Below are 26856 nucleotides of genomic sequence, written 5' to 3'. Positions count from 1 at the left end.
ACTACTTTGTTTGCCTCGTTACTTGATCAATAAAGAACGAAGTAGTTTGGCTGTTAGAACTCAATCTGTACGAGTGCCCACACAGATGATTGCTTTATATTGTTAAAGAACGTTTGAGTTGCCTTAGCGACTCAAGGGAAGCGAATCTTACGCTTTCCTGTGTTTTTGTCAACACTTAATTTTAAACTTTATAAAAATCTAAACCTAAGTTTCACTCGACTCACTAAGTGGTTTGCTTGGCTCGCTAAGCGTTGCCTGCTCTGCCGTCTCAGTGGGGTCGCATTATAGGGAGCCGCGAATTTAACGCAAGCCTTTTTTTACTAAAAAGTGATTTAAATTACACCCCAAGCAAGCGCACACCCTAAACACAAGTTACCCACAACCCACTGTTGATAACTCCACTTTTATGGCCGTTTATCCTAAACACTTGGTCATTCCTATGGTAAGTTGCGGTCACTTTTTTAACACATGTCTTTAGGTAGTAGTTATGGCAGATATAATAAATAGTATTAGTGGCCTTTTATGGGGTCACGTTCTCGTATACTTATTAATAGCAGCGGGTTTATTCTTTACCTTTAAATTGGGTTTTATTCAATTCGTACAATTTCCACATATGTTCAAGGTTATGTTTGGCTCTCGAAAGTGCGGTAATAACGAGATCTCTTCATTTCAGGCTTTTTGTACTTCACTAGCAGCCCGAGTGGGCACTGGCAATATGGCAGGTGTCGCTGTTGCATTATACCTTGGTGGCCCAGGTGCTATTTTTTGGATGTGGTTAATTGCTTTGATTGGTATGGCAACAAGTTTTGCTGAAAGTACACTTGCTCAGGCATACAAGACTAAAGATAGTGATGGTAATTTTAGAGGTGGTCCTGCGTACTATATGCAAACCGGCTTAGGTAAGCGTTGGATGGGAGTTTTGTTCTCACTGTGTTTAATTTTAGCTTTTGGTCTGGTATTTAATGCTGTGCAATCAAACTCTATTGCAGCCGCTTTTGAAGTAGCATTTGATATTCCAAAATATATTGTGGGTCTTTGTTTAGTTATTGGCTCTGGGATCATAATTTTTGGCGGCCTTAAAACAATTTCTCGATTTGCTGAAATGGTTGTTCCTTTTATGGCTCTAGCCTATTTGTGTGTTGCGCTTTATGTTTGTGCTGTTAACTTAAGCGCACTTCCTGATGTATTTATGCTGGTAATAGATAGTGCTTTTGGAATAGAACAAGCCGGTGCTGGCGCAATAGGTTATGGTGTAATACAAGCCATGATCCAAGGAATTAAACGGGGATTGTTTTCTAATGAAGCGGGTATGGGTAGTGCTGCTAATGCTGCAGCAACTGCAACCCCTTATCCCCCTCACCCAGCATCACAGGGGTATGTGCAAATGCTTGGGGTTTTTATTGATACAATTGTAATTTGTACTGCGACTGCTGCACTTATTTTATTATCTCAACAATTAATACCTGAATCAGGAGTGTTGGGTATAGAACTTACTCAGGCCGCATTAACAGAGCATGTTGGAAGTTGGGGCACCTACTTTATTGCTATCGCAATTTTATTTTTTGCTTTCACATCTATTGTTGCGAATTACTCTTATGCAGAAACCAATCTTATGTTTTTAGAACACAACTCTAAGAAAGGAATGTTTATATTTCGCTTGATTGTTTTAGGAATGGTTATGTTCGGGGCAGTAGGTGAGCTTGGGTTAATTTGGACATTAGCCGATATATCAATGGGTTTAATGGCTATTGTTAATGTTATTGCACTTTTTATGTTGTCAGGTGTTGTGATATGGCTTTCAAAAGATTACAACGAACAACGCAAAAGAGGCCTAACTCCTACATTTGATAAGAGCAAACACCCAAAGCTAAATAAAGAGGTCGACCCTCTGGCCTGGAAATAAAAATTAAATCGCGAGCTCCGGCTCGCTTTTTTAGATTTATTTTTACTACTACTTTATATTTATTGACGTATAGGAATGCATTAAAAAGTTATCTGTAAAAAAAGGAGACCTAATGGATGACGTAACAAAAAAGTACAGTATCGACACGACTGATTATCAAGTTGGACAAGATAATGTGCAAAAATGGGGGTTCGACATCCATAACCCTGTATATGGAATAAGCGCATTTTTAGTTGTTTTATTTGTAATACTTACCTTAGTTTTTGACCCCACACTTACCCGTGATGCACTAACTTCAACTAAAGACGCTATTATTAATCAATTCGATAGTTACTTTATGCTATTAGCCAACGCCTTTGTGATTTTTTGCGGTGTTTTAGCATTTTCCCCTTTAGGTAAAATTCGTTTAGGAGGTATAAAAGCTCGTCCAGAACATGGTTACATGTCGTGGCTTTCCATGCTCTTTGCAGCAGGAATGGGAATTGGATTACTATTTTGGGGAGTTGCAGAGCCAACAGCCTATTATACCGGTTGGTATCATATGCCCATGGGAGTTGAGGCAAATTCAGCACAAGCACATTCATTAGCTTTAGGTGCAACTATGTACCACTGGGGCTTACACGGATGGGCGATTTACGCCGTGGTTGGGCTAAGTCTGGCTTTTGTTGCATTCAACAAAGGTCTTCCTTTATCTATACGTTCTGTTTTTTACCCTTTATTTGGTGATCGTGCTTGGGGTTGGCTTGGACATATCATAGATATACTTGCGGTACTGTCTACCTTATTTGGTTTAGCTACATCGTTAGGGCTTGGTGCACAACAAGCAACCAGTGGAATAAATTACCTATTAGGTACAGATTTCGGCACAGCTTTTCAAATATCAGTTATTGGATTAGTAACTTGTATTGCTATTTTTTCTGTTATTAGAGGTATTGAAGGCGGTGTAAAAGTACTAAGCAATGTTAATTTAATCTGCGCGTTTATTTTATTGTTAGCTGTTATCGTACTTACAGTCTCTGATTCAATTCCTGCCGTGTGGTTTACCCTTAAAGCATACGCAGAACACTTCGTGCCATTGAGTAATCCTTTTAATAGACCCGATGAAGACTGGATGCATTCTTGGACTGTATTTTATTGGGCTTGGTGGATATCTTGGTCACCATTTGTAGGAATGTTTATTGCTAGGGTTTCTAAAGGGCGAACTGTACGAGAATTCTTACTTGTTGTAATAGGCCTACCAACTCTGCTTAGCTTAGTATGGATGGGTGTATTTGGTAATATGGCAATTACACAAGTTATAGAGAAAGTTGGGCCACTTGGTCAAAATGGTTTAACTGATATTTCAGTTACTTTATTTCAAGTTTACGAACAGCTTCCGTTTTCTAGCTTTATCTCTATTATTTCTATCGCTTTGGTTTTAGTCTTTTTTATTACTTCATCTGACTCGGGATCGCTTGTAATAGACGGTATAACTGCTGGCGGTAAAATAGATGCACCAGTGCCACAACGTATATTTTGGGCAACTGTAGAAGGTATGATAGCAGCAGTATTACTTTGGGTTGGAGGCTCGCAAGCATTAGAAGCACTTCAATCAGGAGTCGTTACAACTGCCCTACCGTTTTCAATAATACTAATTTTAATGTGCGTTGCGCTTATACAGGGCTTACTAAGTGAATACCCGTTTTACAAAGCCCAAAGTAAACTGCAATAACAGTTCATCTTTTGTAAGTGGCCCTGATGGGTCGCTTACACATCGACTTTAAAATTTACCTTAGACACGCCTTACATATATTCATATTCATTAACATCAGATCCCAATGTTACTTCATCATTTAGATAAGGCAAATTTTTCGCGCACACCGTTAAAAATATCTGATTTACTTAAGTGTACATGCAGGTGTAATTGCCAATAGTAATTAAATCATCATCGTTCTTATTTTTTTCAGTCACAGTAAAAAATATATTAGAGGTAAGTTGGTGTTAAAAATAAAATGTGGGAACTTAAACTAGCAAACTTTAGGTGTTTTAAAGTGAGGGGTGGCTTTAAATTAAGACTATTTAATTTAGTTTTTAGTAAAGATGGTGCCCGAGGCCGGACTTGAACCGGCACGACTTGTTAGTCGAGGGATTTTAAATCCCTTGTGTCTACCAATTCCACCACTCGGGCATCGAGTTTGCTAATTAAAGCGTGTGGAGTAAATTATGTGGAGGCGGAACCCGGAGTCGAACCGGGGTAAACGGATTTGCAATCCGGTGCATGGCCACTCTGCCATTCCGCCTTAACCTTCCAAATAATTTGGAGCGGCACACGAGGCTCGAACTCGTGACCTCGACCTTGGCAAGGTCGCGCTCTACCAACTGAGCTAGTGCCGCATATAATAAATTTTTATCAAACTTTTAATTAAATTGGTCAGTAATTAAAAGTGGTGCCCGAGGCCGGACTTGAACCGGCACGACTTGTTAGTCGAGGGATTTTAAATCCCTTGTGTCTACCAATTCCACCACTCGGGCATCGAGTTTGCTACTTAAAGCAAGTGGATAAAACTAATATGGAGCGGCACACGAGGCTCGAACTCGTGACCTCGACCTTGGCAAGGTCGCGCTCTACCAACTGAGCTAGTGCCGCATCATATTAATTCTAAAGTTTCTTTTTAAAAGGTATATGTTGGTGCATATAACTAAACCACAAAGTGGTGCCCGAGGCCGGACTTGAACCGGCACACTCTAAGAGCGAGGGATTTTAAATCCCTTGTGTCTACCAATTCCACCACTCGGGCATCGAGTTTGCTATTTAAAGCATGTGGAGCGTTGATTGGAGGCGGAACCCGGAGTCGAACCGGGGTAAACGGATTTGCAATCCGGTGCATGGCCACTCTGCCATTCCGCCCCAGTACTGGGGTACAACCTTAGATAACGTGGAGCGGCACACGAGGCTCGAACTCGTGACCTCGACCTTGGCAAGGTCGCGCTCTACCAACTGAGCTAGTGCCGCATTTCGTTATCTTGGGGGCTATGCCCTCTCAACACGGACGCATTCTACAGAGATTATTAAACGCGTCAATACAAAAAATGCTAGTTTTGAACTGTTTGCTTGTTTTTTATCTAAAACGGTGCGTTATTATACATTTACAGTTAATTTTTGGTCAATTCACTCCATGCTGCATTCAAATATTGCAGCATAGAACTCAAGGTCAAAAACGTTGCTATATAGAGTAGTCCAAAACTTAAATAATTCATCCATGTATCATATTGCCAAATCAATCCAATGATGGCTAACATTTGCGCAGCAGTTTTTATTTTGCCCATATTTGAAACAGCCACGTTGCCACGCTTGCCCTGCTCAGCCATCCATTCTCTTAATGCTGATATAACAATTTCACGACTAATAATAATAAGTGCAGGAATAGTCATGTACATTGACTGATATTGATCTGAGAGAGCAACAAGTGCCGCACACACCATTACTTTGTCAGCAACAGGATCTAAAAAAGCGCCAAATGGTGTTGATTGTTCTAGTTTTCTTGCAAGGTAACCGTCAAGTATGTCGGTAATTGATGCTAGCCAAAAAATAAAAGCGGCAGCAAAAAAAGCCCAGCTATAAGGCAAATAAAATATCACCAAAAAAATGGGGATAAGAAAAAGTCTAAATGTTGTGAGTGTGTTTGGAATATTCCACATAACTACTTGGATATGTCTTTTCTTTTATATTCGCATGAAGGGCTAGCCCTTGTCATGTAAATGGTTAAATATCTTCTCAGCCATGTCAGGGCTGATCCCGGGAACTTTCTTTAATTGTTCTATATTAGCAGCTTTTACCCCCTGCATGCCCCCTAAATATTTTAATAATGTTTGGCGACGCTTAGAACCTACTCCATTTATTTCTTCTAGCAAGGATTGTGTACGTTGTTTTTGACGCTTATTTCGATGCCCTGCTATTGCAAAACGGTGAGACTCATCACGGATATGTTGAATAAGATGAAGTGCAGGTGCATCAGAATCCATTGGGATTGTTTTACGCCCTCCATCTATAAGTAAGGTTTCAAGACCAGGTTTACGACTTGTGCCTTTTGCAACCCCTACTAAAAGAGGCATTTTAGTATGAGACCAATTAGCAAAATATTGCTCTGCCCGTCCTAACTGTCCTTTACCACCATCTATAAATATAACATCGGGAATTTTGTCTTCATCAACGAGTTTGTTGTAACGTTTATTTAAAGCAAACTCCATGGCTGCATAATCATCACCACCAGTTATGCCGGTTACATTGTAGCGCCTGTATTCTTTTGTATTTGGTCCTTGCGAATCGAACACAACACAACTTGCTACCGTGTTTTCTCCCATGGTATGACTGATATCAAAACATTCCATCCGTGCTATATCATCTAAACGTAATGTTGCTTTTAATTGGGCATAGCGTTTATTAATAGAGTCTTGTGTACTTTGTTTGACAGCAATACTGTTTAACGCATTTTTATTTGCTAGTTGAAGATATTGCGCCCGCTCTCCACGCGTAACCACTTTAAGCGCCACTTTGCGATCACTGATTTGCGTAAGTGCTTCGCTTAGCGCGCTACTTTCTTCTATTTCAAACGGAAGTATAATTTCTTTAGCAATACGCCCTGTTGCACCTGGCGCTAAATAATACTGCCCTAAAAATGAGGTTAAAATCTCTTGCTCGCTTGAATCTTTCGGTACTTTAGGAAAATACGTTTTACTGCCTAATACTTTGTGATCGCGGATCATGAGTAAATGTATGCCGTTTAACCCATTTAAATGTGCGAAGCCCACCACATCCATTTCTGCGAAATTACCCGAAATAGACTGTTGCTCCTGCATTTTTCGTAGTAGCATTATTTGGTCACGTACCTTTGCTGCAAGCTCAAAATTGAGTTCCATGCTAGCCGCTTCCATTTTTTTTATTAGCTCAGCAATCACTTCATCCGATTTACCCGTTAAAAATTTACGGACATAATCAACTTGTTCGCTGTAATCGTCTTCGGTAACTTTATTAACACACGGTGCAGAACATCGCTTGAGCTGATACTGCAAACAAGGGCGGCTTCGGGCGCGATAATAGGCATCCTCACACTGGCGAACTGGAAATATCTTTTGCATTAAACGCAAACTTTCCGAAACAGCACCTGCACTCGGAAATGGACCAAAGTACTCGCCTTTTATCTTGCGGCTACCCCTATGAAACGCTAAACGAGGATGTTTGTGGTGCGTTAATAAAATATAAGGGTACGACTTATCGTCTCGCAATAGAATATTGTAACGAGGTTGATATTTTTTTATGAGGTTATTTTCGAGCAATAGCGCTTCGGTTTCGGTATTAGTCAGTGTAACTTCAATATCACTGATGTTACTGACTAAAACACGGGTTTTGCTATCAGTGATGTTGGATCTAAAGTAACTGCTTACGCGTTTTTTTAGTTGTTTAGCCTTCCCAACATAAATAACTTGGTTGTCACTATCAAGCATGCGGTATACACCAGGCTCGCTTGATAGCGTTTTTAAAAAGTGTACGTGATCAAATTCAGACATATAAATAGATTAGTACGAAATGTCTATGTCAATCATCTTATGACGAATAGCTAAATGTGTAAGTTCAACGTCGCCACCTACGTTTAATTTTTCAAACATACGGTAACGATAGCTATTAACTGTTTTAGAGCTTAGATTTAAGCGTTCTGCAATATCTTGTGCTTTTTCACCTTTGGTGATCATAAGCATTATTTGAAGTTCGCGCTCGGATAAACTCTGAAACGGATTTTCGTCTGTGCGACCAGTAACCTGTGCAAGTGCTATTTGTTGTGCAATTTCAGGCGCAATGTAGCGCTGACCTGCATGGACTGAACGAATGGCACGAACCATTTCATCAGAGCCGGCTCCTTTGGTAAGAAAACCATGTGCACCAATTTGCATTACTTTAGACGGAAATGGATCTTCGCAATTAACGGTAAGAACAATAATTTTTACATCAGGGCAATAGCGACAAATCTTTTTAGTTGCCTCCAATCCACCCATGCCAGGCATATTCATATCCATAAGTACGATGTTAGGTGTGTGCTGTCGACAAAACTGAACGGCTGCCTCACCGTCTTTTGCTTCACCTACAACTTTAAACCCACGCACATCATCTAAAATGCGTCTGATCCCGGTTCGTACTAGTTCATGATCATCAACTAAAAGTACATTAATCAATGCAATACCCTCATTAACTCAACAATACGCGTCTAAATAATTCAATTTGTCACATTAACACAGTTAAAGCGAAACAATAACTAATATTATCGCTCTCATTTTGGCACATTAACTAAAGTTATAACTACTGGAGTCAATGTGCCCAGCACTTTAAGACGCTGATTTTTCACTAAAACGGTCAACCCACAGTGCAATAATGCCATCGCCTGTTACATTACATGCCGTACCAAAGCTGTCTTGTGCTAAGTACAATGCAATCATTAACGCTACTGCCCCTTCATTAAATCCAAGCATGCTGGTTAAAAGGCCAAGAGCCGACATTACCGCGCCCCCCGGTGCGCCTGGAGCAGCTATCATCACAACACCTAACATGAAAATAAATGGCAACATACCCATTAACGATGGAACTTCCATACCTGGCGATAAAAACATAACAGCCATAGCACACGTAACAATGGTAATAGTTGAACCCGACAAATGAATGGTGGCACATAAAGGTACTGTAAAGTTTGCAACATCTTCTTTTACATTATTTGCTTTACTTGATTGCAGAGATACTGGGATTGTTGCCGCGCTCGACATAGTACCTAATGCAGTAAAGTAAGCAGGTAACATATTTTTAACTAACTCAAGTGGATTACGCTTTAACAAAATTCCCGTAGCAATATATAAAACGCTTAACCATAACCAGTGCATAACAAGAGCCGCAATTAATACCACTCCAAATGTTTGCAGCGTATCAACCACTGTGCCCGCTACAGTCATTTCAGCAAACACACCTGCAATATAAAATGGTAATGCAGGAATAATCACTTTTGACAATAAGGCATCTATTACATCACGACCCTGATCTGATACCTTTTTAAGTGTGTCTAATTCAAGCTGGCTCATACCAATGCCAAATATAAAAGCCGTCGCAAGCGCAGTCATCACACCCATTAGTGGTGGGATTTCTATATCAATAAAACTGCCTATCTCGGTGGCCACTTCGGCTTCGAACGTAATACCACCACTTAAAAATGGAATAACAGCACTGACTAACAAAAAGGCAAGCGTGCCGGCAATAACGGTAGAGCTATAAGCAAATCCAACCGTTTTACCAAGTAAGTGGCCAGACCCTTTAGGAAGCCCGGCAATACCCGAAGCAATAAAAAATAAAATAATGAGAGGAATAGTGAAGGAAATAATTTGACCAATTAACTCTTTAACCGTGAATAAGAGTTCAACACCTGTTAAAGGCACGTAAAAGCCCACCAATATACCAGCCACAATACCGGCAATTAACTTTAAGATTAACTTCATTTTTATTACTCAATTATTATTAGATAAACGTTTTTATCATGTTTTGATTAGCTTGTGTCATAAAACCGCTGAACTAAGGTTTATTTGCATAAATAACCATCAATATAAAAGTACATCTGCGCTCAGTAAATTATCGAACGCCAAATTCATTCAATTTATTGGTTGTTAGTGCATACAGCATTTAACCTATTAAGCCAATTAAAAGCGCGTAAAGTATTGCGTATTACTGTGTTGGTATATAAAGGCTACGCCTTTAGTATTTACACTTTTCTTTAGTTTATTTATGAGTAAAAAATCGCCATGACTAATAAAAGCGTCTTATCATTAAAGTTAATATGCGCACCTAATAACAAAAGGCACTGCTAATATAGATTTTTATTTCACTTAGTTATAAGCTCAATCGATATATCTTATAGCCAAACTTTACTTTTATTTTTTTAAACTCTCAGTAAAGTGTCAACATATAGTTAGTAGCAAAGGCTATTAGCACGTTGATCAGATTGTATCCAAAGGAACATTATGTCTACTATTTTTGAAGATAACTCACTAAGTATCGGTAATACACCACTGGTAAAACTTAAACGTGTTACAGGTGGGAATGTATTCGCTAAAGTGGAAGCGCGTAACCCAAGCTTTAGTATAAAATGCCGTATTGGTGCATCGATGATTTGGGAGGCTGAAAAAGCAGGTCAGCTAACTGAAGGTAAAGAACTTATCGAGCCTACATCTGGTAACACAGGTATTGCACTGGCTTTCGTTGCCGCAGCACGTGGTTATAAACTAACGCTTACAATGCCAAATACAATGAGTTTAGAACGTCGTAAACTACTTAAAGCACTGGGTGCAAACCTTGTACTTACAGACGGTGCTAAAGGCATGAATGGTGCAATACAAAAAGCAAAAGAAATTCAAGCAACAGACCCAGAAAAATACATTTTGCTACAGCAGTTCGAAAACCCAGCAAACCCAAAAATACACTTTGAGACTACAGGTCCTGAAATTTTTGACGCGCTTGACGGCAAAGTAGATTACTTCGTAGCGGGGGTAGGTACAGGTGGAACTATCACAGGTGTTAGTCGTTACCTTAAAACAGAAAAAGGTTTAAACGTTAAGTCTATTGCTGTTGAGCCAACTAACTCTCCAGTAATCAGCCAAACACTTGCCAGTGAAGACGTTAAGCCAGGGCCACACAAAATACAAGGTATTGGTGCAGGATTTATTCCTGGCAACCTAGACCTGAGCTTAATTGATGCTGCAGAGCAAGTATCTAACGAAGATGCGATTTCAATGGCACACGAGCTAATGAAAAAAGAAGGCATACTAGTAGGTATTTCTTCAGGCGCTGCAGTAGTAGCAGCAAAACGAATTGCTGAAAAACCAGAAAATGCTGACAAAAACATTGTTGTTATTTTGCCAAGTGCTACTGAACGTTACTTATCAAGCCCACTCTTTGATGAAGAGTTTAGTGACCAAGAGCTTGTTCAATAAGCATTACTTACCACTTTTTAAAAGGATGCCTAGGCATCCTTTTTTATTATTTACTCTGTAATATCTTTTTATTTACCTTCCATGTCTTTACATATTAGCTAATTCACCACACACTTAAATAAAACTAACTAACAAAAATTAACATGAAAAAAATAACCTATTTAGTCAGCCTTATTCTGTGTTTGTTTTTAGTTGCCTGTAGCGATGATGTGAAAAAACTTGGTGATTCACCCGGCGACACCGCAACAGCTTACTTTGACGCCTTGTACAATCAGCAAGATCTTCAAAAAGCAACAACCATGGCTACACCCAACCTTACGCGAATTATGAAGTCGTACGGTACAGCCAAACAATTTACGCGTAACTTAGTTAACATGCAGTACGATGAGGTTGTTATTGAAGTTGATATGACCAACATGAGTGTGCGCGAGCAATATGGCGATAATGCTAAAATAAATCTTATTTTTACTGGTTATTTAAACGGTAACAAAATAGATGATATGCGAAGCGTAAAAATGCTACGTAAAAAAGGTAAATGGTATATCGATAAAATAGTCGCCGACCCATACGCACGTTAAAGTAATTAATAAAGAGGCCTTACACATGTAAGGCCTTTTTATTTGCTCAATAATTAATTAGTTATACCAACTCCGAAATAATACTTAATCATTTTGCGGGGCTAAAGTAGATCATTTAATTAAGCGAACGGAGATTACAACTCGCCTTGCTGAAAATTATCAACAGCTATTGCTTGTTTACGTAGCTTATTGGCATGGTGCATAGCATCAGCATCGGTTTGCGTTACTAAGTCATTATTTAATGCAAAATTAATTGCCCCCTCAATATCGAGTGTTGCAGGAATATTGCCTTTGCGCTGCCATTGTTTTAAATCTTTAAACTGGGCTTGCATATCGTGCATAGCTAAAAATGCACTTTCCATTATTCCAGTACCCGCGTTTTCATCTACATAGCACAAATGCGTTAAACGATTTCTAAACACACCGGGTTGAGTCATATGTTCACAAATACGTTGTGCAATTTCATCACTCGGTTTTTCATAATGATTACCAATTGGAAATACAATACGTTTAAGCACAAAATTAATAACTGGGTTTGAGAAATTTTTGAAAAAGCCATCAAACGCTTGGCCTATTTCAAATAATGATGTTTCTATCGCATATTTAACAAAAGGTAAGTCGGCTTGTTGACGGCCCTCGTCTTCGTAACGCTTTAGAACCGTAGAGGCTAAATACAAGTGGCTCAACACATCACCTAATCGGGCTGATATCATCTCTTTGCGTTTTAGCTCACCGCCTAACATTAACATTGCCACGTCCGTACAAATCGCCAAGCTTCTGCTCATTCTGCTTAAATGCTTGTAATAAATGGCAGTTTCGCCGCCAACTGGCGCTTTTGCAAAATAACTAAGTGTTAAACCATGTATAAATGCCATGCTGGCATTACTTACTGCAAATAATATATGGTTCATTAATAAACCATCAAATTGATTCAGAGCAGCATCGTCATCTTCAAGAGCAGCGGCTTCCATTTCTTTTAAAACAAATGGATGACAGCGGGTAGCTCCTTGGCCAAATATCATTAAATTTCGGGTTAAAATATTTGCGCCCTCTACCGTAATTGAAACCGGTATTCCCATATAACCATGTGCTAAATAGTTGTTAGGACCGACCTGAATACCTTTGCCCGAATGAATATCCATTGCATCGTTCATAACAGTACGGCCCATCTCAGTCATATGATATTTTGCAATTGCAGTGACAACCGAAGGGCTGAGTTTTAAATCTATTGCGCCTGCCGTCATTAATCGGCATGACTCTAGGGTGTAAGTTAAACCGCCAATGCGTGCAAGGGCCTCTTGCACACCTTCAAATTGCCCAATAGACACACCAAATTGTTGGCGTACCATGGCATATGCTGAAGTCATTTTAGCCGCTAAATGACCAGTTGCAGCACTCAACGCCGGTAGCGAAATACCTCGACCTGCACTTAAACATTCCACCAGCATGCGCCAACCACGTCCTGCGCATTCTTGACCCCCAATAATCCAATCAAGCGGGATGAACACGTCCTCACCATAGGTTGTACCGTTCATAAATGCCATGTTCAGTGGATAATGGCGCTCACCTGTTTTCACACCGGGATGATCGGTTGGAATAAGCGCACACGTGATACCAAGCTCTTTTTCGTCTCCTAGTAAACCATCTGGGTCGTACATTTTAAAGGCAAGCCCTAATACTGTGGCCACCGGTGCAAGCGTAATGTAACGTTTTGACCAGTTTAAACGCAGGCCAATTACGTCTTCGCCGTTGTGCTGCCCTTTGCATACAACGCCAGAATCTGGAATGCTACCGGCATCAGACCCCGCCTCAGGGCCGGTAAGTGCAAAACATGGTACATCTTCGCCATTGGCAAGGGTGGGTAACCAGCGGTCTTGTTGCTCTTTAGTTCCATAATGTAGCAATAACTCACCCGGCCCCAAACTATTTGGCACCATAACAGTCACAGCCGCAGTTAAACTTTTTGTTGAAATTTTTGACACTATGGTCGAATTAGCAATGGCAGAAAACTCTCGACCTCCAAATTTTTCTGGAATGATCAGCGCAAAAAAACCTTCTGTTTTTAAGTATTCCCATACCTCTTTTGGCAAGTCTTTATCTTTTTGCACTATTTGGTAATCATCAAGCATGGCCATTAAGGTTTCTACCTGATTAGCCATAAATGCATTTTCTTTTTCACTTAATTCAGGCTTTGGAAAGCTGTGTAATTTTTTCCAATCAGGGTTACCACTAAATAGTTCTCCATCCCACCAAACATCACCCGCTTCCATTGCTTCTCGCTCTGTTTGCGAAAGCGGTGGAAGTACTTTTTTAAACATTTTAAACGTGGGTCTACTGATCAGGTTTAGGCGAATATCTTTAACAGCAAAAATAACCACTATTACAACCAGTAAAATGATAAATACCGACATGCGTACATTCCTTTCACATTAAAAAATAATAACCTAAGTATGGCCCATCTTAGTTTAAATACAATGGGTAGCCAGTCGAGTGCCACTAAAATGATGAGCCTAGCTAATTGCACTTTAAAATATAACGATAAGTAGGATTACACGTTTATTACACACAACAAAAAGCCCACAAATGTGGGCTTTTTGTTACTTAACTGATTTAATTTATGCGATTAAACGCTTAATTAAAACTGAAAACGCATATTAGCAAAGTACGCATCGTTATCAGAATCATCAGCATTGTTCTCGTAACCTACTTTAAGACCAATATTTTTGTTAATAAAGTGCTGAGCGCCAAAACTGTACGTATCTTGTTTATCGTAGCTTGCAAATACAGAGGTCGCTTTTGAAAAATAGTAATTCGTTTCTGCCACCCATTGGTTCTCAGCGTCATCAATACTTTCGTATTTACCTTCAAACGTTAGATAGTTACCTTGCTGTAAATCAATAAAGTATTTAGCTGCGACGGCGCGGTAATCAAAGTCGTCATCAGATGTTACTGTTACGCCAATGTAATCGGTAGTGTTTAGCATATGGTTATACGCTAAATCGAATAAAGCGAAGTCTTCGCCATCTTTATTTTCAACTAACGTCACTTTTGCAAGCAGGTCTGGGTTAAAAAAGTAACCGCCAGAAATTGTATATGCTTCGTTATGATTACCAACATCAAGGTTTGTGTATGACGCACCAATCACAAACTCATTAATAAAATACTCACCACCCACTGATGTTGTATCGCTAAAGTCGTCATCAGCGTATGCGCCGTAAATGTTGCTTTGTTTATTAATGTATTCAAATTGGTCGTACGGGCCTAACGTTTTTTTAGGCGATAGGTAATAAATAGAATCTACAGCAACGGTATCGTTGTTGTCGCTGTCTTTGTAGCTTAGATTACTAATTGATTGATAGCTGTCTGCAGCAGCCGCAGTGCTAGATAATAAAATGCTTGAAATAATAACTGCTAATTTTTTCATTGTAAGACTTCCCTTTGTACATTGCGTTTTATGCTTTAGCTAAATTACTAAAGTGGGCACATGCTAACGCCGAGAAACTGAATGAAAACTTAATTAAACTATTGTATTTGTTGAGTTAATTGTAAGGAGGTGTAAGAAACTGTAAAATTAAAGTAGTTGCAGCATTTAGTCAACAACTACTTAAAGTATATGTACAATTACAGAGCGTGTTGGCTAATTACTCTATAAACTTCATTAATGTTATCGCCCGCTTTAAACTCTTTTGTAAGTGGCGTTGGGTCAGAGCCAATCCAAATTTTAAGTTCAGCATCCAAATCAAAGTGCCCTGCACTCTCTTTGCTAAACTTGGTGATTTTTGAGTAAGCAATACTCACCATTTCCATTTTAGAGCCAGTTACGCCTTGCTTATCGATTAAAATTAAGCGCTTATTAGTAAAAATGAACATATCGCGAATAACTTTATAGGCTTTTTCGACGTGCTCACCCTCAATTAATGTATTAGCGAGTACTTTTTCTAAATCAGAATCATCAACTTCGCTTGCGTTACCCATTAATCCGCTTAATAAACCCATTATGCTTTCTCCTGTTTAAAAATTTGATTTTCTAATGTATGGCCATTAACCAATTGTCTGTATTGCCAATTATGTTGGTGGCAAAACTGTAATAGTGCAATATCTAAGGCATGCTCAGATTGGTTGTACTCAATAACATACTCTTTGTGTTGGCTCATATAAACAGAGCTTACACTATTGAGTAACTGTAACTGTTGCTCAACGTTTTCATACATCTCGTTTAGCATTAATGTGTAAAAGTGTTTGTCGGTTTGATTTACTTTTGTTTGATGCTCACTCAATACGCCTGTGTCTAAATGCAGCACTTGGGAACATAGCCTCTCAAGCTCGGTTAAATCGTGCGAGCTTAAAATAAAGGTTGCTTCAGAGCTCAACGTTGAAACTAACTCACGCACTTCTCTGGCATGAATAGGATCAAGTCCTGCGGTTGCCTCATCTAGCATCACAATTTGCGGCGAACCTATTAGAGCCTGAGCTATAGTCACACGTTTGCGCATACCATGAGATAAATCACTTGCGCGGTTTTTAGCAATTTCACGCAGCCCAACTAAATCAAGCACGCGCAATGCTTCTGTGTGACTTTGCTTGGTGCTCATACCTTGTAATTTGGCGTAAAAAGCAAGTTGCTTGTCTATATTAAAACGCGGATCGAGCTGCGCATCTTGCGGTAAAGCACTTACTTTATTAAATAATGCAGCACTGCCTGGTTTATGGCCAAGTATTTCAAGCTCACCACTGCTGGGCGCTATATAGCCGCATAACAAACTAAATAATGTTGTTTTACCTGCGCCATTTGGGCCAACAAGAGCAACGGGCGCACCTTGCTCAATTTCAAAGTTCACATTGTTAAGCGCAAGTTTAGAGCCGTACGACTTACTCAAGTTACGCCCTGTAATTAGTGGATTCATAGTGAGCTCCTTGCAAAAATACGTTGAGCCACGGCAAGTAGCACTGCAGTTTGTACAAGTGGTATTCCCACGGCACTTAATAATGGCAGGTTTTGACCGGCGAGTTGCTCTATTTGTACACCCGGGAATAAATAATCAAGTACGCTTAATGCAGGTATTTGCCACTGTAGTAAACCCACTACAATTCCACCCGCTGTAAAGTATAAAATAGCGAGTACAATTGATAATCGCGATGAACGTGCAAAAGTATTAATTAAAGTCATTAACGCCACAAACGGTGTAAATGTAACGATAAGAATTGAAAATATCGACAGTGCGCGGCCAACGCCCCCTACCAACAAACTCGGATCGCGATACCCTAATACCGCTAACGTGGCCACTAGAGTAATTGCTACCAAACACGTTAATACGGCTAATTGCCCTATAAACCGGCCAAACAATATTTCAAATCGGGTTGAACGCAACGATAAAAATCTAAGCGTGCCGCGCTCTCTGTCACCCACCGTTTGGTCACTACAAATAAATAAACTAAACACAGGGAAGCTATACAAAGCAATAAGCCAATACATAGCTAACTCGGCTTCAGGCCAATCAAGAAGTTTGCTCAAGCCAATTGAGCCTGAAATATCACGGGCTATTTGTTCAAAATTTGGCGAGCTTATAATGCTCACGGCTTGTCCTATCGGGTAGCGCAAAATAATTAACCAAACAAGTGCAAATGCGGCAAGTGCAATAAGCCCACGTTTAGTTAAAAACATACGCACTAGCTCAAAACCCGCAATTTGGGTTAAGCGTCCTACGTTTATCGGTAATGGTGTTGCCATTGACTATCCTTAATGACGTTGTTAATGCTGCAAATTAAAGCTTAATGTAACAACACTAAGTGTAAACACCTTGAATTACCAGCAAAAAAAAGCCCACGAAGAGTGAGCTTTGTAACAAACCATTTAAATGTAACAGGCGCGTAATTATAAATGCTGCTTGTATACCTCAAGCGCTTGGGCTAAATCAGCTATTAAGTCATCGATATCTTCAAGGCCAATATGCAATCTAATAACCGGTCCTAAATCCCACCCGGTGGTTGAACGCAGCCCTTTCATTGTTAAGTTAGCGGTAACTAAACTTTCAAAGCCACCCCACGAAAAACCCATTTTAAAATGCTGAAGGCTATCTAAAAATGCATCTATCGCTTTTTGATTCCCTGTTTTCATAACAATTGAAAACAAGCCATTACTGCCGTCAAAGTCACGCTTAAAAAACGCATGGCCTGGGCAGGTTTCAAAGGCTGGATGGCGAATATGATCAACTAACTCATGCTGTTCAAGCCATTTAGCAACTTTTATGGCTACTTTTTCATGCTGATTTAAACGCACACTCATCGTGCGTAAACCGCGCAGTGCCAAATATGCATCGTCAGCACTTGTACACTGACCTAGTAAATAAGAATGCTCGCGCAGCGTTGGCCAATATTTTTTATTAGCCACTGCAACCCCCATCATTACATCTGAATGGCCAACAATGTACTTTGTTGCCGCTTGAATACTAATATCGACACCATGCTCTAACGGTCGGTAATGAAGGCCGTTTCCATACGTGTTATCCAGCATGGTCATTACGTTATGTTCTTTGGCTACGTTTACCATGGCTGGTACGTCTTGAATTTCCATAGTTATGGAGCCAGGAGATTCTAAAAATAGCACCTTGGTGTTTGGCTTAATATAATCTTTTATGCCTGCACCAATTGTTGGCGGGTAATAAGTCGTGGTAATTCCAAGCCCTGCTAAAATTTTATCGCAAAAATCACGAGTAGGCTCATACGCGTTATCAACCATTAAAATATGGTCACCCGTTTTTAAAAACGACAATAACGCTTGGCTAATTGCAGCAGCCCCACATGGATAAAGTGCGCACCCTTCACCGCCTTCTAACTCGGTAATAGCCTCTTGCAATGCAAAGTGTGTGGTCGTGCCACGACGCCCATAAAAGAGGGTTTTATCGCCACGTTTTTTTGCCGCTTCTTTGAGTTCTGCAACTGAATCAAATACCACCGTTGATGCGCGCTGCACTACGGGGTTTACTACACCATGGGTGTAAGCTTTTTTGCGTCCAGATGACACAAGCTGAGTATTTTTATTACTGTTACTCGACATGGTTATTCCTTATGGATTAGTACGCCAATGTTCAATTAAATAGCGAGAAATAGAATCAGTACGAGGAAGTTTTAAATGCTCGCCTTCGTCATGCCAGTTACCAAAATTTGCCAAATCTTCACGGCTAAACCACTTAGCATCGTCAAGCTCGTCTTTATCTACGTTAATTTGCTCAGACGTTGCCTTGGCAAAAAAGCCAAGCATAATAGATGAAGGAAATGGCCAAGACTGAGACGCTACATAAGTGACGTCATTAACCTCAACCCCTGCCTCTTCTTTTACCTCACGGGCAACAGCTTGCTCTAAAGTTTCACCTGGGTCTACAAAGCCGGCTAATGAAGAATACATTCCCTTAGGCCAAACTGCTTGGCGGCCAAGCAAACAACGCTCAATACCATCGGCAAACGTTTTAGTTACAACCATGATTACCGCAGGATCGGTACGAGGAAACGTGGGGTGGTTACAGCGCTCGTTTTCACATAAACGAGAATGCCCCGCTTCAACTAAGTGGTTTTTACTGCCACAACGCCCACAAAAACGATGAGTTGCATGCCAATAACATAGCCCACGGGCAAGCGCAGCAATAGACCCCTCTTTTATATCAACTAGCGGCCCCTGTTTACGAATATCCATAAACTCTGCGCCACTTATTATCGGGGAAAGGGTTGTGTCGTCAATATCAGATACATCGAGGGCAAATACTCCCTTTTTTGTGGTGTTTAAGCCTAAAAATAGGGCATTGGTTAAGTCTAGCTGTGTAATCTGCTCGTACGGTAAAAACATTATTTGAGGCGTATTTTTAATAAATAATGTCTCGTTTTTTTTTACCAAAAGCCACACGCTTTGCGACGACATCTGACCTTTAAACCACGTTGGGTCTTTTCGCACATTGGAGCATCGATCAAGCGGCATATCACTGTAGTTGAGCATGTAAATCCTTAATTACTCGTTATCGCTTAAAATTAACATAACCACCTAGCAAACCCAATTGATTACACCAATAAAAAAAGCCTATATTAGGTTTAAATGAACTATATAGGCTCTGTATTAAAAACTCTCATGTTGCAGGCACTTAGCCTCTATTTTTAAAGCTTTAAAGTAATAAACTATCATCAATCAAATGAAACTGTTCTGCACTTTGTTTAAGTACTTCGGCGGTTAACTTATCTGCCCCGTATACATCACACGGCACATTATATTGATTTTTTAAATGCCCAAGTAACAGTGCAAAATCACCGTCGCCAGAGAGTAAAATCACCTTATCGAGGTTCTTTCCTTGCTCTAGCATATCGATAGTTATACCTACGTCCCAGTCACCTTTAGCACTGCCGTCACGGCGTTGGATAAACGGCTTTAGTTTTACTTCAAAACCAATCGCTCTCAAAATATTTTGAAACTGACTTTGCTTTTCATCTCCACGATAAATAGCGTAGGCAAAAGCACAGTCGATTTCATATTGCTCCTGCATAACTCGCCAAAAAGCATTGTAATCAAAGTTTTTTCTATAGCTTTCTCTACACGTGTAATAAATATTTTGTACGTCAACAAATATGCCTACACGCGGTTTAATGTTTTGCTGCGGGTTTAATGAAGTCATGTAATGCCCTAGTTAGAATAATAGCCATAGCGAAATAATTTAAACTCAGTGTACCTTGCTATTTGCTTTTAAGTAACCTAAATTAGTTACATAACGCTATGTAACCATTTTTGGTTACATTTTAAAAAGTAACTAATTTGGATTGTTATGATTGGTGTGATCAGCGGCGATATTATTAAATCGCAAACTATTCCTAAACAGCAGTACGATGCCATGCTTTATGAGCTAGAGCAAAGTTTACGTAGTGTATCGGGCAAGAGTACACTGTGGAATATTTACCGAGGCGATTCTTTTCAACTACAAATTAATAACCCTGAGTATTTGTTTAAGCATGCTGTTTTGATTTATTTATATTTAAAGGCATCGGGGTACGAAGTTAGGCAAAGTATGGCTATTGGGCAAATAGATAACCCGCGTAATGATATAAAAACAGCCACGGGTTCAGCATTTACCCTTTCAGGTCATGGCCTTGATCAAATAGCCAATCAACGGTTTTTGTTTAGTACTCCCCCACAAAACATCCATGAAAGTTTAAACCTTAATTTAGCCTTTGCAGATGTACTTCTTACTAAAATAACGCAAAAACAAGCCAATGCTTTGTACGCCTATTTAACGAGTACCGATAACAGCCATGCAGCTTTAGCAAAAGATCTTAAAACCAGCAGAGAAAACGTAACTAAGCTACTTAATTTAGCCCATTACCAACTTATCGAAAGATTTTTAGAGCATGCGAGCAACATTATAAAAAATATAAATCAAGAAAGATGCTAATGGCTTTTTCGCTTTTACTCGTAGCCCTAATTATTGGCCATTTATTGGCTGATTTTTACTGGCAACCTATGAGCTGGGTTAACGACAGAAATACCCGCCACTTCAAGGCAACTAAACTGTATTTTCATGTATTGGTCCATGGAGCCACTAGCGCAATAATTATCAGCGCATGGGAATACACTTATGGCTGGCAACAAACTAGCAGTGTTGTTATTGCAACGGCCGTTATAATGCTTAGCCATTACGCTATTGATATAGCCAAATCTTACTCAAACAAAGGTGTCGTGCCCTTTTTATTAGATCAGCTCGCCCATATAGCCGTAATAATCTATTTAAGCGTGTGGTTGAGCGATAACACGCAATTTTTAGAAACCCTATATTCACTAGTCACTAACCCAAATGTGTTGTGGGTTGTGTGTGGGTATTTAATTATTTTAAGTCCAAGTGCAGTATTTATTAGAATGATGCTAGAGCGTTTAACGGGTAACTTTAGTAGTAATGGCAGCTTGGTACTTGCTGGGCAAAGTATTGGCATGTTAGAGCGCGTATTAATGCTAAGCTTTATTTTGCTTGATCAATTTGCTGGTGTTGGCTTTTTATTAGCAGCTAAGTCGGTCTTTAGATTTGGCGACTTAAGCGCTAGTAAAGATAAAAAGCTTACTGAATACGTCATGCTTGGCACACTACTAAGCGTAAGTGTGACTTTGTTTGTTGGTTTAATGGTAAAGTATTTAATACACTAACGAAAAACGCGCTACCGTTAAAAGTAAGCGCGTTTTTTATTAGAGCTAACTAATTAAAGCTAGGTAATTAAGTATTATTGCAAATTGGTATTAGTCATTATTATTTGGACGACGACGGCGCTGGCTGTTTCCGCCTACCGACTGGCGCTTTGCCCAAGGGTTTTGTGTGTTGTCATCTGTTTTAGCAGCAGGTTTTTTAGAACCGCCACGACGAGGACCCGTACCGTTGCCGCCATTATTTGGCTTTTTACTATTTGGCTTACTACTGTCCGATTTAGGTTTATTAAAAGGCTGTTTTTTCTTCGGCTTTTTAGCAGGTAATGGTCGTGCGTCTAATGCGCGTTCTGCTACTGGGTTTACTGGCTCAAAGCCCTCTTCTTCTGCACGAGGAATAAGTTCACCAATAAAGCGTTCAATACCGTATAAATCGACTGCATCATCGACCGTTACAAACGAAATTGCATGGCCCGATGCACCGGCACGCCCTGTACGACCAATACGGTGTACATAATCTTCATATACATTAGGTAAGTCGTAGTTTACTACATGCGGGAGCTCAACAATATCAAGACCACGTGCCACAATATCAGTGGCTACTAGCACACGCACTTCGCCACTTTTAAAACCATCTAACGCTTTTACACGGGCACCTTGTGATTTATTACCATGAATCGCTGCGCCTACAATATCGTCGCGTTCAAGTTGCTTAACTAATCGGTTGGCACCGTGTTTAGTTCGGCTAAAAACTAACACTTGTTGCCAATCGTTGCTACGGATTAAATGGCTGAGTAAGGCTGTTTTTCGGCCTTTATCTACCGCGTACACACTTTGCGTTACACTTTTAGCTGTGGTGTTTTTTGCAGCAACTGAAATTTCAACCGGATCGTTTATTAATCCTTTAGCTAACGCTCGAATATCATCTGAAAACGTAGCCGAAAACATGAGGTTTTGACGCTTAGCAGGCATTTTAGCAATAAGGCGTTTAATATCGTGAATAAACCCCATATCAAGCATGCGGTCAGCTTCATCTAAAACGAGCACTTCTACGCTATCAAACTTAACGGCATTTTGATTATGTAAATCAATTAAACGCCCAGGCGTTGCCACTAAAATATCAACACCTTTACGCAAGCGCTGCATTTGCGGATTAATTTTAACGCCACCATATACAACAAACGAACTCACATTTGAATGCTTAGCGTACTCTTCAACGTTTTCACTTACTTGCAGTGCAAGCTCACGCGTAGGGGCTAAAATAAGCGCACGTACATGGTTACTTTTTGCCTTTGGGCCTGTTGATAATCGTTCGATAAGTGGCAGCGTAAAACCCGCTGTTTTACCTGTACCAGTTTGTGCCGCCGCCATTACATCACGACGTTCAATAATTGCAGGAATTGCTTGAGCCTGAATTGGCGTTGGCGTTTCATAGCCCTTTTCTAAAACCGCATTAACTAAAGACTGTGATAAACCTAGACCTTCAAAACTCATATAAACTCTCTTTTAAATAAGGCCAAAACGGCCAGTTGCGCGCATTATACCTGTCGTGGGCTAGAATGCATGACATTATTTACTTTGCGCTCAATTGAAGCCCTATATTACTAGGCCTAAAACGCAAAAAACGGCTAAAAGCCGTTTTTTGGTAATGCTTAAACCTAACAGTAAGGCTTAATTAAGCTTATGTATTACTTAACACCTAGCTCGCGTAAACGTTCTTGCAAGTAGCTATCCGCGGTGTAACGCTCTGAAAGTACAACGTCTGGGCGAGGGTGTAAAAATAACGGTAATGAAATACGCGACTTAGTAGACGCTTTACCCGTTGGATTAATAACACGGTGAATAGTAGACGGGAAATAACCGCCAGATGCTTCTTGCAGCATATCGCCAATGTTAATAATTAGGCTACCAAAATCACACGGTACATCTAACCAACCGCCGTCTGTCTTTTGAACTTGTAAGCCTGGCTCGTTTGATGCTGGTAATACGGTTAATAAGTTAATATCGCCATGAGCAGCAGCACGAATAGCACCAGGCTCTTCATCACCCGTCATTGGTGGGTAATGTAAAATACGTAGCAATGTTTGATCAGAGTCTGCAATCATATCTTTAAGATCAATCGAAAACTTAGCACGCACATCAGCAGGCGCCTCAGCTTGAACCCAGCTTAAAAGTGTTGCAGCAAACTCATTTGCTAAGCGGTAGTATTCACGTACGTCGGCTTCAAGATCAGCAGGTACACGCCCATTTGGGTAAACATGAAAGTATTCTTTAATGTCTTTAATGGTAAAGCCTTTAGCTACTTCAGACACTGAAGGCGGAAAGTAACCGTCTTGTGTTTCTTTAGAGTATAAAAAGTCGTGCTTTTGCTCTGAGTTAAAAAAGTCTTGCCAGTTTTTGTAAATAGACTCAACTAAAGACTGTGGAATTGGGTGATTTTTTAAAACACCAAATCCAGTGTTTCTTAACGATTCAACAAATTGTGCAGCCGCATCGGGAGCTTTATAATCAACAGTAGGTAATTGCATTGTACGTTCCAGTGAATAGGTTGTTTGAAGTGAAGTACTTCAAATACTTTTAAGTATATAAAGTAGCAAGGACTTCATTATAGCGCCATGCGAGGATAGACAAACAGCCCCAAAAACATAAGGACATATGTCCGTAAAGTGCCACCATCAAAGCGTGCGTTGATCAAGATCAATAAATAAAAGCCATTGAATTTGCATTCATTAGTACTTATATCTGGTCTAGTATTACAACGTATTTTATTGGTTCAAAAAGGCGCCCCATGCGACAAAAAGTATCTTTTAAAAGTAATAACTTAGAACTTGCCGGACAACTTGAACTCCCCGATAGCAACATAAAATTTTATGCCCTATTTGCCCACTGCTTTACCTGCGGTAAAGACATTGCCGCAGCAACGCGTATTAGCCGTGCTTTAACACAACAAGGAATTGCTGTACTGCGTTTTGATTTTACAGGCCTCGGTAACAGCGATGGTGACTTTGCTAACAGTAACTTTTCATCAAACATTCAAGACTTAGTTTCAGCAGCTGATCATCTGCGTGAGCATTTTGCAGCCCCGCAATTGCTCATTGGTCACAGTTTAGGGGGAGCTGCCGTGCTTGCTGCTGCACAATATATTCCTGAAGTTACAGCTATCACAACAATTGGCGCACCGTCAGATGCGCAACATGTAGCACATAATTTTGAAGCCCATTTAGATGAAATAAACGCAGATGGCGAAGCAAAAGTGAGTTTGGCTGGGCGCGAATTTACCATTAAAAAGCAATTTATCGACGATATAGCTAAATACGATAAAAGCCACATCAGTAAACTTAAACGCGCTTTATTAGTAATGCACTCACCGGTTGATACAACCGTAAACATTACTGAAGCTGAAAAAATTTACGCATCCGCTAAGCACCCAAAAAGCTTTATAAGCCTCGATAACGCCGATCATTTGCTTACTAATAAAAGCGATGCCGACTACGCTGCAACAATCATTGCACATTGGGCAAACCGCTACGTAAATTTCGCATAAGAAGAACTTGCCATTACGCGCTGCTAAAACGGCGCGTTAACCTACTACTTCATAAACTTAGCAATTTCTTTACTCATTCTCTTAACCAGCCAGTTGGGGCCACCATCATACATACCGTTATGGCGAGATTTTTCAATACGAATTTGAGTAACCGGAAATTCGTCCAACTCTTTATCGCTTAAAAGCACATCTGCATCAGCTGGGTAATCACTGGCTCTGAGTGTTAGTACACGAATATTTTTATTACGAGGCAATAACATACGACGATGATCAAGCGTAATTACAACTCTTACTTCATCAGGGTACATTGCGGCATACAAGGCTGAAATATCTCCACCATTAGAATGACCAAATAAAGTGAGCTTTGAGAAATCATACTCTGCGTATTTGGCTGCTAATTCATTGACTAAAAACTTAAGAGTGACCACACCGCGATGCCAGTTCTCCATGCGGGTAGTCATGTAAGGGGGATGTACATTTAACGTAGGGTCGGTTTTCAATTCGTGGGCCACTGCAATTACTAGATAACCTTGTTTATTAAACTCATCACTGGCAAAAGTATAGCGATTATGGCTCATACCATACCCTGCATTTATAAAGAAAACGGGGCATTTATTTTGTTTACTGCATTTAACGTTATTTGTTGGTAACGAAATGCTAACTGGGATCTCGCGATCACGGCTGATGTCTGTAATAAACGCTTCGCTTGCATAGGAACTTACACTTATAAAAAGAAGTGTGAGATAAAAAAGTGTTTGAGGCATATTACTTAACATATTGTTTATTATAATTAATACCAGTTAGTTTAGGCGTTTTATAATCTTAATAACAGCCTTTAAAGTAATAATAGTCTGTGTGGTTATACCAAATTTATTACATTTAAACTGCAGATTAATAAATGTTGAAAAAGACTAACAGCCGCATCCGCAAAATTGTGCGATAATAGGCGCAATTGTTCCAATATACTCAGTGAAAGATCCGACACATGAAATCATACAGCACCATTGAACAGCGCATTGAAATTCTAGAAGAAAAGTTAACCTTAATTAATGATGAAATTAGCACATTAAAAACCCCCGCTAAAAACAACAATGAACGCATTATATTTAAGTTTATTGAAACCGGCAGTACAGGTAAAACAAAGGACTTTGTTCGTGAATTAGGAATTAAATCACCGCGTGATGGACTGTTTTCATCGGGTGATGTTACTGCTTTAATTAAAAATGGCGCTGACGATATTTCACCGGCGTTACTAGCGATTGCTAGGCAACTAGCCAGTGCACGCAATAAAAATGGCCCTAGCCGATAATTAAACAACGCATGTAACGTTTAGAAGCTTAGGTATCGCCTTTGCTTCTTTTGTTTTAGCTAACCTTTATACTTAACCCTTTCCTCTTCACAATTATCAATGGCTATAGTCGCCTCTCTCTGGTAAATCTTTTCTAAGCGCAAGTACCGCAATATAAATTAGCCCGAATAGTGGAAACAATCCTAAGCACCCGCCTACAATGGCTAAAACACCGGGGCTGGTGCTTTTTCGCTTACCTATTTTGTAGCTAATTACAGCAAAAACAGGGATACACAGCACAATAAGAAAAGCTAAAAACTCGCAAAAAAAGTGACATTAATTGACATGGAAATTCCTTTTTATAGTGGTTAAATTACAATCTGCGCTAAA

General features: G+C 39.9%; 22 protein-coding genes, 8 tRNA genes and 2 pseudogenes. 8 read left to right on the top strand and 24 right to left on the bottom strand.

Annotated features, from left to right (window positions below):
- The first annotated feature begins 487 nt into the window (after window positions 1-487).
- Both CWB62_RS17675 and CWB62_RS17670 read left to right on the top strand, forming a co-directional pair.
- Window positions 488-1903, top strand: coding sequence for an alanine/glycine:cation symporter family protein (locus CWB62_RS17675; RefSeq protein WP_058405610.1), 1416 nt, complete (start codon window positions 488-490; stop codon window positions 1901-1903).
- Window positions 1904-2015: 112 nt separating this feature from the next.
- Window positions 2016-3614, top strand: a complete 1599-nt coding sequence (locus tag CWB62_RS17670; RefSeq protein ID WP_138531053.1) for a BCCT family transporter — start codon at window positions 2016-2018, stop codon at window positions 3612-3614.
- Between the two features lie 369 nt (window positions 3615-3983).
- Here the strand turns inward: CWB62_RS17670 and CWB62_RS17665 are convergent.
- From CWB62_RS17665 to CWB62_RS17610, 12 genes are all read right to left on the bottom strand, one after another.
- A tRNA-Leu gene (locus tag CWB62_RS17665) sits at window positions 3984-4070 on the bottom strand.
- A gap of 38 nt (window positions 4071-4108) precedes the next feature.
- Window positions 4109-4182, bottom strand: a tRNA-Cys gene (locus CWB62_RS17660).
- 18 nt (window positions 4183-4200) lie between these two features.
- Window positions 4201-4276: transfer RNA gene (locus tag CWB62_RS17655), tRNA-Gly, on the bottom strand.
- 51 nt (window positions 4277-4327) lie between these two features.
- Window positions 4328-4414 (bottom strand) — tRNA-Leu (locus CWB62_RS17650).
- Window positions 4415-4453: 39 nt separating this feature from the next.
- A tRNA-Gly gene (locus CWB62_RS17645) sits at window positions 4454-4529 on the bottom strand.
- A 65-nt stretch (window positions 4530-4594) separates the two neighbouring features.
- Window positions 4595-4680 (bottom strand) — tRNA-Leu (locus CWB62_RS17640).
- 36 nt (window positions 4681-4716) lie between these two features.
- Window positions 4717-4790 (bottom strand) — tRNA-Cys (locus CWB62_RS17635).
- Between the two features lie 29 nt (window positions 4791-4819).
- A tRNA-Gly gene (locus CWB62_RS17630) sits at window positions 4820-4895 on the bottom strand.
- Window positions 4896-5035: 140 nt separating this feature from the next.
- On the bottom strand, window positions 5036-5581 hold the full coding sequence (pgsA, locus tag CWB62_RS17625; RefSeq protein WP_006794013.1) for a CDP-diacylglycerol--glycerol-3-phosphate 3-phosphatidyltransferase: 546 nt from the start codon (window positions 5579-5581) through the stop codon (window positions 5036-5038).
- Window positions 5582-5623: 42 nt separating this feature from the next.
- Complete coding sequence (gene uvrC, locus CWB62_RS17620) at window positions 5624-7447, bottom strand: excinuclease ABC subunit UvrC (protein ID WP_058405612.1); 1824 nt, start codon at window positions 7445-7447, stop codon at window positions 5624-5626.
- A 9-nt stretch (window positions 7448-7456) separates the two neighbouring features.
- Window positions 7457-8107, bottom strand: a complete 651-nt coding sequence (gene uvrY / locus CWB62_RS17615) for a UvrY/SirA/GacA family response regulator transcription factor (protein WP_058552795.1) — start codon at window positions 8105-8107, stop codon at window positions 7457-7459.
- Window positions 8108-8257: 150 nt separating this feature from the next.
- Window positions 8258-9409 carry a dicarboxylate/amino acid:cation symporter gene (locus CWB62_RS17610; protein ID WP_006794016.1) on the bottom strand — a complete coding sequence of 384 codons (1152 nt, stop codon included), beginning with the start codon at window positions 9407-9409 and terminating at the stop codon, window positions 8258-8260.
- Window positions 9410-9928: 519 nt separating this feature from the next.
- Here CWB62_RS17610 and cysK point away from each other — a divergent pair.
- Together cysK and CWB62_RS17600 are read left to right on the top strand one after the other, a co-directional pair.
- On the top strand, window positions 9929-10897 hold the full coding sequence (gene cysK, locus CWB62_RS17605) for a cysteine synthase A (RefSeq protein WP_138530409.1): 969 nt from the start codon (window positions 9929-9931) through the stop codon (window positions 10895-10897).
- A gap of 143 nt (window positions 10898-11040) precedes the next feature.
- Window positions 11041-11475 carry a hypothetical protein gene (locus CWB62_RS17600; protein ID WP_058405616.1) on the top strand — a complete coding sequence of 145 codons (435 nt, stop codon included), beginning with the start codon at window positions 11041-11043 and terminating at the stop codon, window positions 11473-11475.
- 134 nt (window positions 11476-11609) lie between these two features.
- Here the strand turns inward: CWB62_RS17600 and CWB62_RS17595 are convergent, their stop codons facing one another.
- From CWB62_RS17595 to CWB62_RS17560, 8 genes are all read right to left on the bottom strand, one after another.
- Entirely contained in the window at window positions 11610-13886 is a 2277-nt protein-coding gene (locus CWB62_RS17595) for an acyl-CoA dehydrogenase (RefSeq protein ID WP_138530411.1), read from the bottom strand.
- A 224-nt stretch (window positions 13887-14110) separates the two neighbouring features.
- Window positions 14111-14899 carry a putative porin gene (locus CWB62_RS17590; RefSeq protein ID WP_058552798.1) on the bottom strand — a complete coding sequence of 263 codons (789 nt, stop codon included), beginning with the start codon at window positions 14897-14899 and terminating at the stop codon, window positions 14111-14113.
- Between the two features lie 197 nt (window positions 14900-15096).
- Window positions 15097-15471 carry a PH domain-containing protein gene (locus CWB62_RS17585; RefSeq protein ID WP_006794021.1) on the bottom strand — a complete coding sequence of 125 codons (375 nt, stop codon included), beginning with the start codon at window positions 15469-15471 and terminating at the stop codon, window positions 15097-15099.
- Window positions 15471-16379, bottom strand: a complete 909-nt coding sequence (locus CWB62_RS17580) for an ABC transporter ATP-binding protein (protein WP_138530413.1) — start codon at window positions 16377-16379, stop codon at window positions 15471-15473. The genes CWB62_RS17585 and CWB62_RS17580 overlap by 1 nt, the downstream gene beginning before the upstream one ends.
- Window positions 16376-17203, bottom strand: coding sequence for a DUF2705 family protein (locus CWB62_RS17575; RefSeq protein ID WP_138530415.1), 828 nt, complete (start codon window positions 17201-17203; stop codon window positions 16376-16378). The genes CWB62_RS17580 and CWB62_RS17575 overlap by 4 nt, the downstream gene beginning before the upstream one ends.
- A gap of 144 nt (window positions 17204-17347) precedes the next feature.
- The gene (locus tag CWB62_RS17570; protein WP_138530417.1) at window positions 17348-18529 is read right to left on the bottom strand and encodes a cystathionine beta-lyase; all 1182 of its coding nucleotides are present in this window, start codon (window positions 18527-18529) and stop codon (window positions 17348-17350) included.
- Window positions 18530-18538: 9 nt separating this feature from the next.
- On the bottom strand, window positions 18539-19459 hold the full coding sequence (gene nudC, locus CWB62_RS17565) for an NAD(+) diphosphatase (protein ID WP_138530419.1): 921 nt from the start codon (window positions 19457-19459) through the stop codon (window positions 18539-18541).
- A 163-nt stretch (window positions 19460-19622) separates the two neighbouring features.
- A complete protein-coding gene (locus CWB62_RS17560; RefSeq protein ID WP_138530421.1) occupies window positions 19623-20126 on the bottom strand; it encodes a LabA-like NYN domain-containing protein in 504 nt (167 codons plus the stop codon).
- A 147-nt stretch (window positions 20127-20273) separates the two neighbouring features.
- Between CWB62_RS17560 and CWB62_RS17555 the strand changes: the two genes are divergently transcribed.
- Together CWB62_RS17555 and CWB62_RS17550 are read left to right on the top strand one after the other, a co-directional pair.
- Entirely contained in the window at window positions 20274-20897 is a 624-nt protein-coding gene (locus CWB62_RS17555; protein WP_138530423.1) for a hypothetical protein, read from the top strand.
- Complete coding sequence (locus CWB62_RS17550; protein ID WP_138530425.1) at window positions 20897-21640, top strand: DUF3307 domain-containing protein; 744 nt, start codon at window positions 20897-20899, stop codon at window positions 21638-21640. Before CWB62_RS17555 ends, CWB62_RS17550 begins: the two co-directional genes overlap by 1 nt.
- Window positions 21641-21730: 90 nt before the next feature.
- On the opposite strand, the gene CWB62_RS17545 is transcribed toward CWB62_RS17550, so the two are convergent.
- On the bottom strand, window positions 21731-23128 hold the full coding sequence (locus tag CWB62_RS17545) for a DEAD/DEAH box helicase (RefSeq protein WP_058405626.1): 1398 nt from the start codon (window positions 23126-23128) through the stop codon (window positions 21731-21733).
- 194 nt (window positions 23129-23322) lie between these two features.
- Complete coding sequence (locus CWB62_RS17540) at window positions 23323-24162, bottom strand: isopenicillin N synthase family dioxygenase (protein WP_058405627.1); 840 nt, start codon at window positions 24160-24162, stop codon at window positions 23323-23325.
- Between the two features lie 260 nt (window positions 24163-24422).
- Between CWB62_RS17540 and CWB62_RS17535 the strand changes: the two are divergent.
- Window positions 24423-25172 (top strand): annotated as a pseudogene (locus tag CWB62_RS17535) (alpha/beta hydrolase family protein); the annotation flags it as partial.
- Window positions 25173-25222: 50 nt separating this feature from the next.
- Here the strand turns inward: CWB62_RS17535 and CWB62_RS17530 are convergent.
- On the bottom strand, window positions 25223-25942 hold the full coding sequence (locus CWB62_RS17530; protein ID WP_138530427.1) for a serine aminopeptidase domain-containing protein: 720 nt from the start codon (window positions 25940-25942) through the stop codon (window positions 25223-25225).
- 221 nt (window positions 25943-26163) lie between these two features.
- Here CWB62_RS17530 and CWB62_RS17525 point away from each other — a divergent pair, with 221 nt between their 5' ends.
- Window positions 26164-26487, top strand: a complete 324-nt coding sequence (locus CWB62_RS17525) for a hypothetical protein (RefSeq protein WP_058405628.1) — start codon at window positions 26164-26166, stop codon at window positions 26485-26487.
- A gap of 96 nt (window positions 26488-26583) precedes the next feature.
- Here the strand turns inward: CWB62_RS17525 and CWB62_RS18980 are convergent.
- Window positions 26584-26813 (bottom strand): annotated as a pseudogene (locus CWB62_RS18980) (hypothetical protein).
- Between the last annotated feature and the right edge of the window lie 43 nt (window positions 26814-26856).

It is taken from the genome of Pseudoalteromonas sp. S408, assembly GCF_005886645.1.
Classification (GTDB): domain Bacteria; phylum Pseudomonadota; class Gammaproteobacteria; order Enterobacterales; family Alteromonadaceae; genus Pseudoalteromonas.
Note: the sequence above shows the minus strand (reverse complement) of the source record. Positions and strands in the feature narration are given on the sequence as shown.

Excerpts from the sequence above, each read along its gene's own strand:
- CWB62_RS17675 (WP_058405610.1), top strand. The coding sequence starts at position 488 with ATGGCAGATATAATAAATAGTATTAGTGGCCTTTTATGGGGTCACGTT.
- CWB62_RS17670 (WP_138531053.1), top strand. The coding sequence starts at position 2,016 with ATGGATGACGTAACAAAAAAGTACAGTATCGACACGACTGATTATCAA.
- pgsA (WP_006794013.1), bottom strand. The coding sequence starts at position 5,581 with ATGTGGAATATTCCAAACACACTCACAACATTTAGACTTTTTCTTATC.
- uvrC (WP_058405612.1), bottom strand. The coding sequence starts at position 7,447 with ATGTCTGAATTTGATCACGTACACTTTTTAAAAACGCTATCAAGCGAG.
- CWB62_RS17610 (WP_006794016.1), bottom strand. The coding sequence starts at position 9,409 with ATGAAGTTAATCTTAAAGTTAATTGCCGGTATTGTGGCTGGTATATTG.
- cysK (WP_138530409.1), top strand. The coding sequence starts at position 9,929 with ATGTCTACTATTTTTGAAGATAACTCACTAAGTATCGGTAATACACCA.
- CWB62_RS17600 (WP_058405616.1), top strand. The coding sequence starts at position 11,041 with ATGAAAAAAATAACCTATTTAGTCAGCCTTATTCTGTGTTTGTTTTTA.
- CWB62_RS17595 (WP_138530411.1), bottom strand. The coding sequence starts at position 13,886 with ATGTCGGTATTTATCATTTTACTGGTTGTAATAGTGGTTATTTTTGCT.
- CWB62_RS17590 (WP_058552798.1), bottom strand. The coding sequence starts at position 14,899 with ATGAAAAAATTAGCAGTTATTATTTCAAGCATTTTATTATCTAGCACT.
- CWB62_RS17585 (WP_006794021.1), bottom strand. The coding sequence starts at position 15,471 with ATGGGTTTATTAAGCGGATTAATGGGTAACGCAAGCGAAGTTGATGAT.
- CWB62_RS17580 (WP_138530413.1), bottom strand. The coding sequence starts at position 16,379 with ATGAATCCACTAATTACAGGGCGTAACTTGAGTAAGTCGTACGGCTCT.
- CWB62_RS17575 (WP_138530415.1), bottom strand. The coding sequence starts at position 17,203 with ATGGCAACACCATTACCGATAAACGTAGGACGCTTAACCCAAATTGCG.
- CWB62_RS17570 (WP_138530417.1), bottom strand. The coding sequence starts at position 18,529 with ATGTCGAGTAACAGTAATAAAAATACTCAGCTTGTGTCATCTGGACGC.
- nudC (WP_138530419.1), bottom strand. The coding sequence starts at position 19,459 with ATGCTCAACTACAGTGATATGCCGCTTGATCGATGCTCCAATGTGCGA.
- CWB62_RS17560 (WP_138530421.1), bottom strand. The coding sequence starts at position 20,126 with ATGACTTCATTAAACCCGCAGCAAAACATTAAACCGCGTGTAGGCATA.
- CWB62_RS17555 (WP_138530423.1), top strand. The coding sequence starts at position 20,274 with ATGATTGGTGTGATCAGCGGCGATATTATTAAATCGCAAACTATTCCT.
- CWB62_RS17550 (WP_138530425.1), top strand. The coding sequence starts at position 20,897 with ATGGCTTTTTCGCTTTTACTCGTAGCCCTAATTATTGGCCATTTATTG.
- CWB62_RS17545 (WP_058405626.1), bottom strand. The coding sequence starts at position 23,128 with ATGAGTTTTGAAGGTCTAGGTTTATCACAGTCTTTAGTTAATGCGGTT.
- CWB62_RS17540 (WP_058405627.1), bottom strand. The coding sequence starts at position 24,162 with ATGCAATTACCTACTGTTGATTATAAAGCTCCCGATGCGGCTGCACAA.
- CWB62_RS17530 (WP_138530427.1), bottom strand. The coding sequence starts at position 25,942 with ATGCCTCAAACACTTTTTTATCTCACACTTCTTTTTATAAGTGTAAGT.
- CWB62_RS17525 (WP_058405628.1), top strand. The coding sequence starts at position 26,164 with ATGAAATCATACAGCACCATTGAACAGCGCATTGAAATTCTAGAAGAA.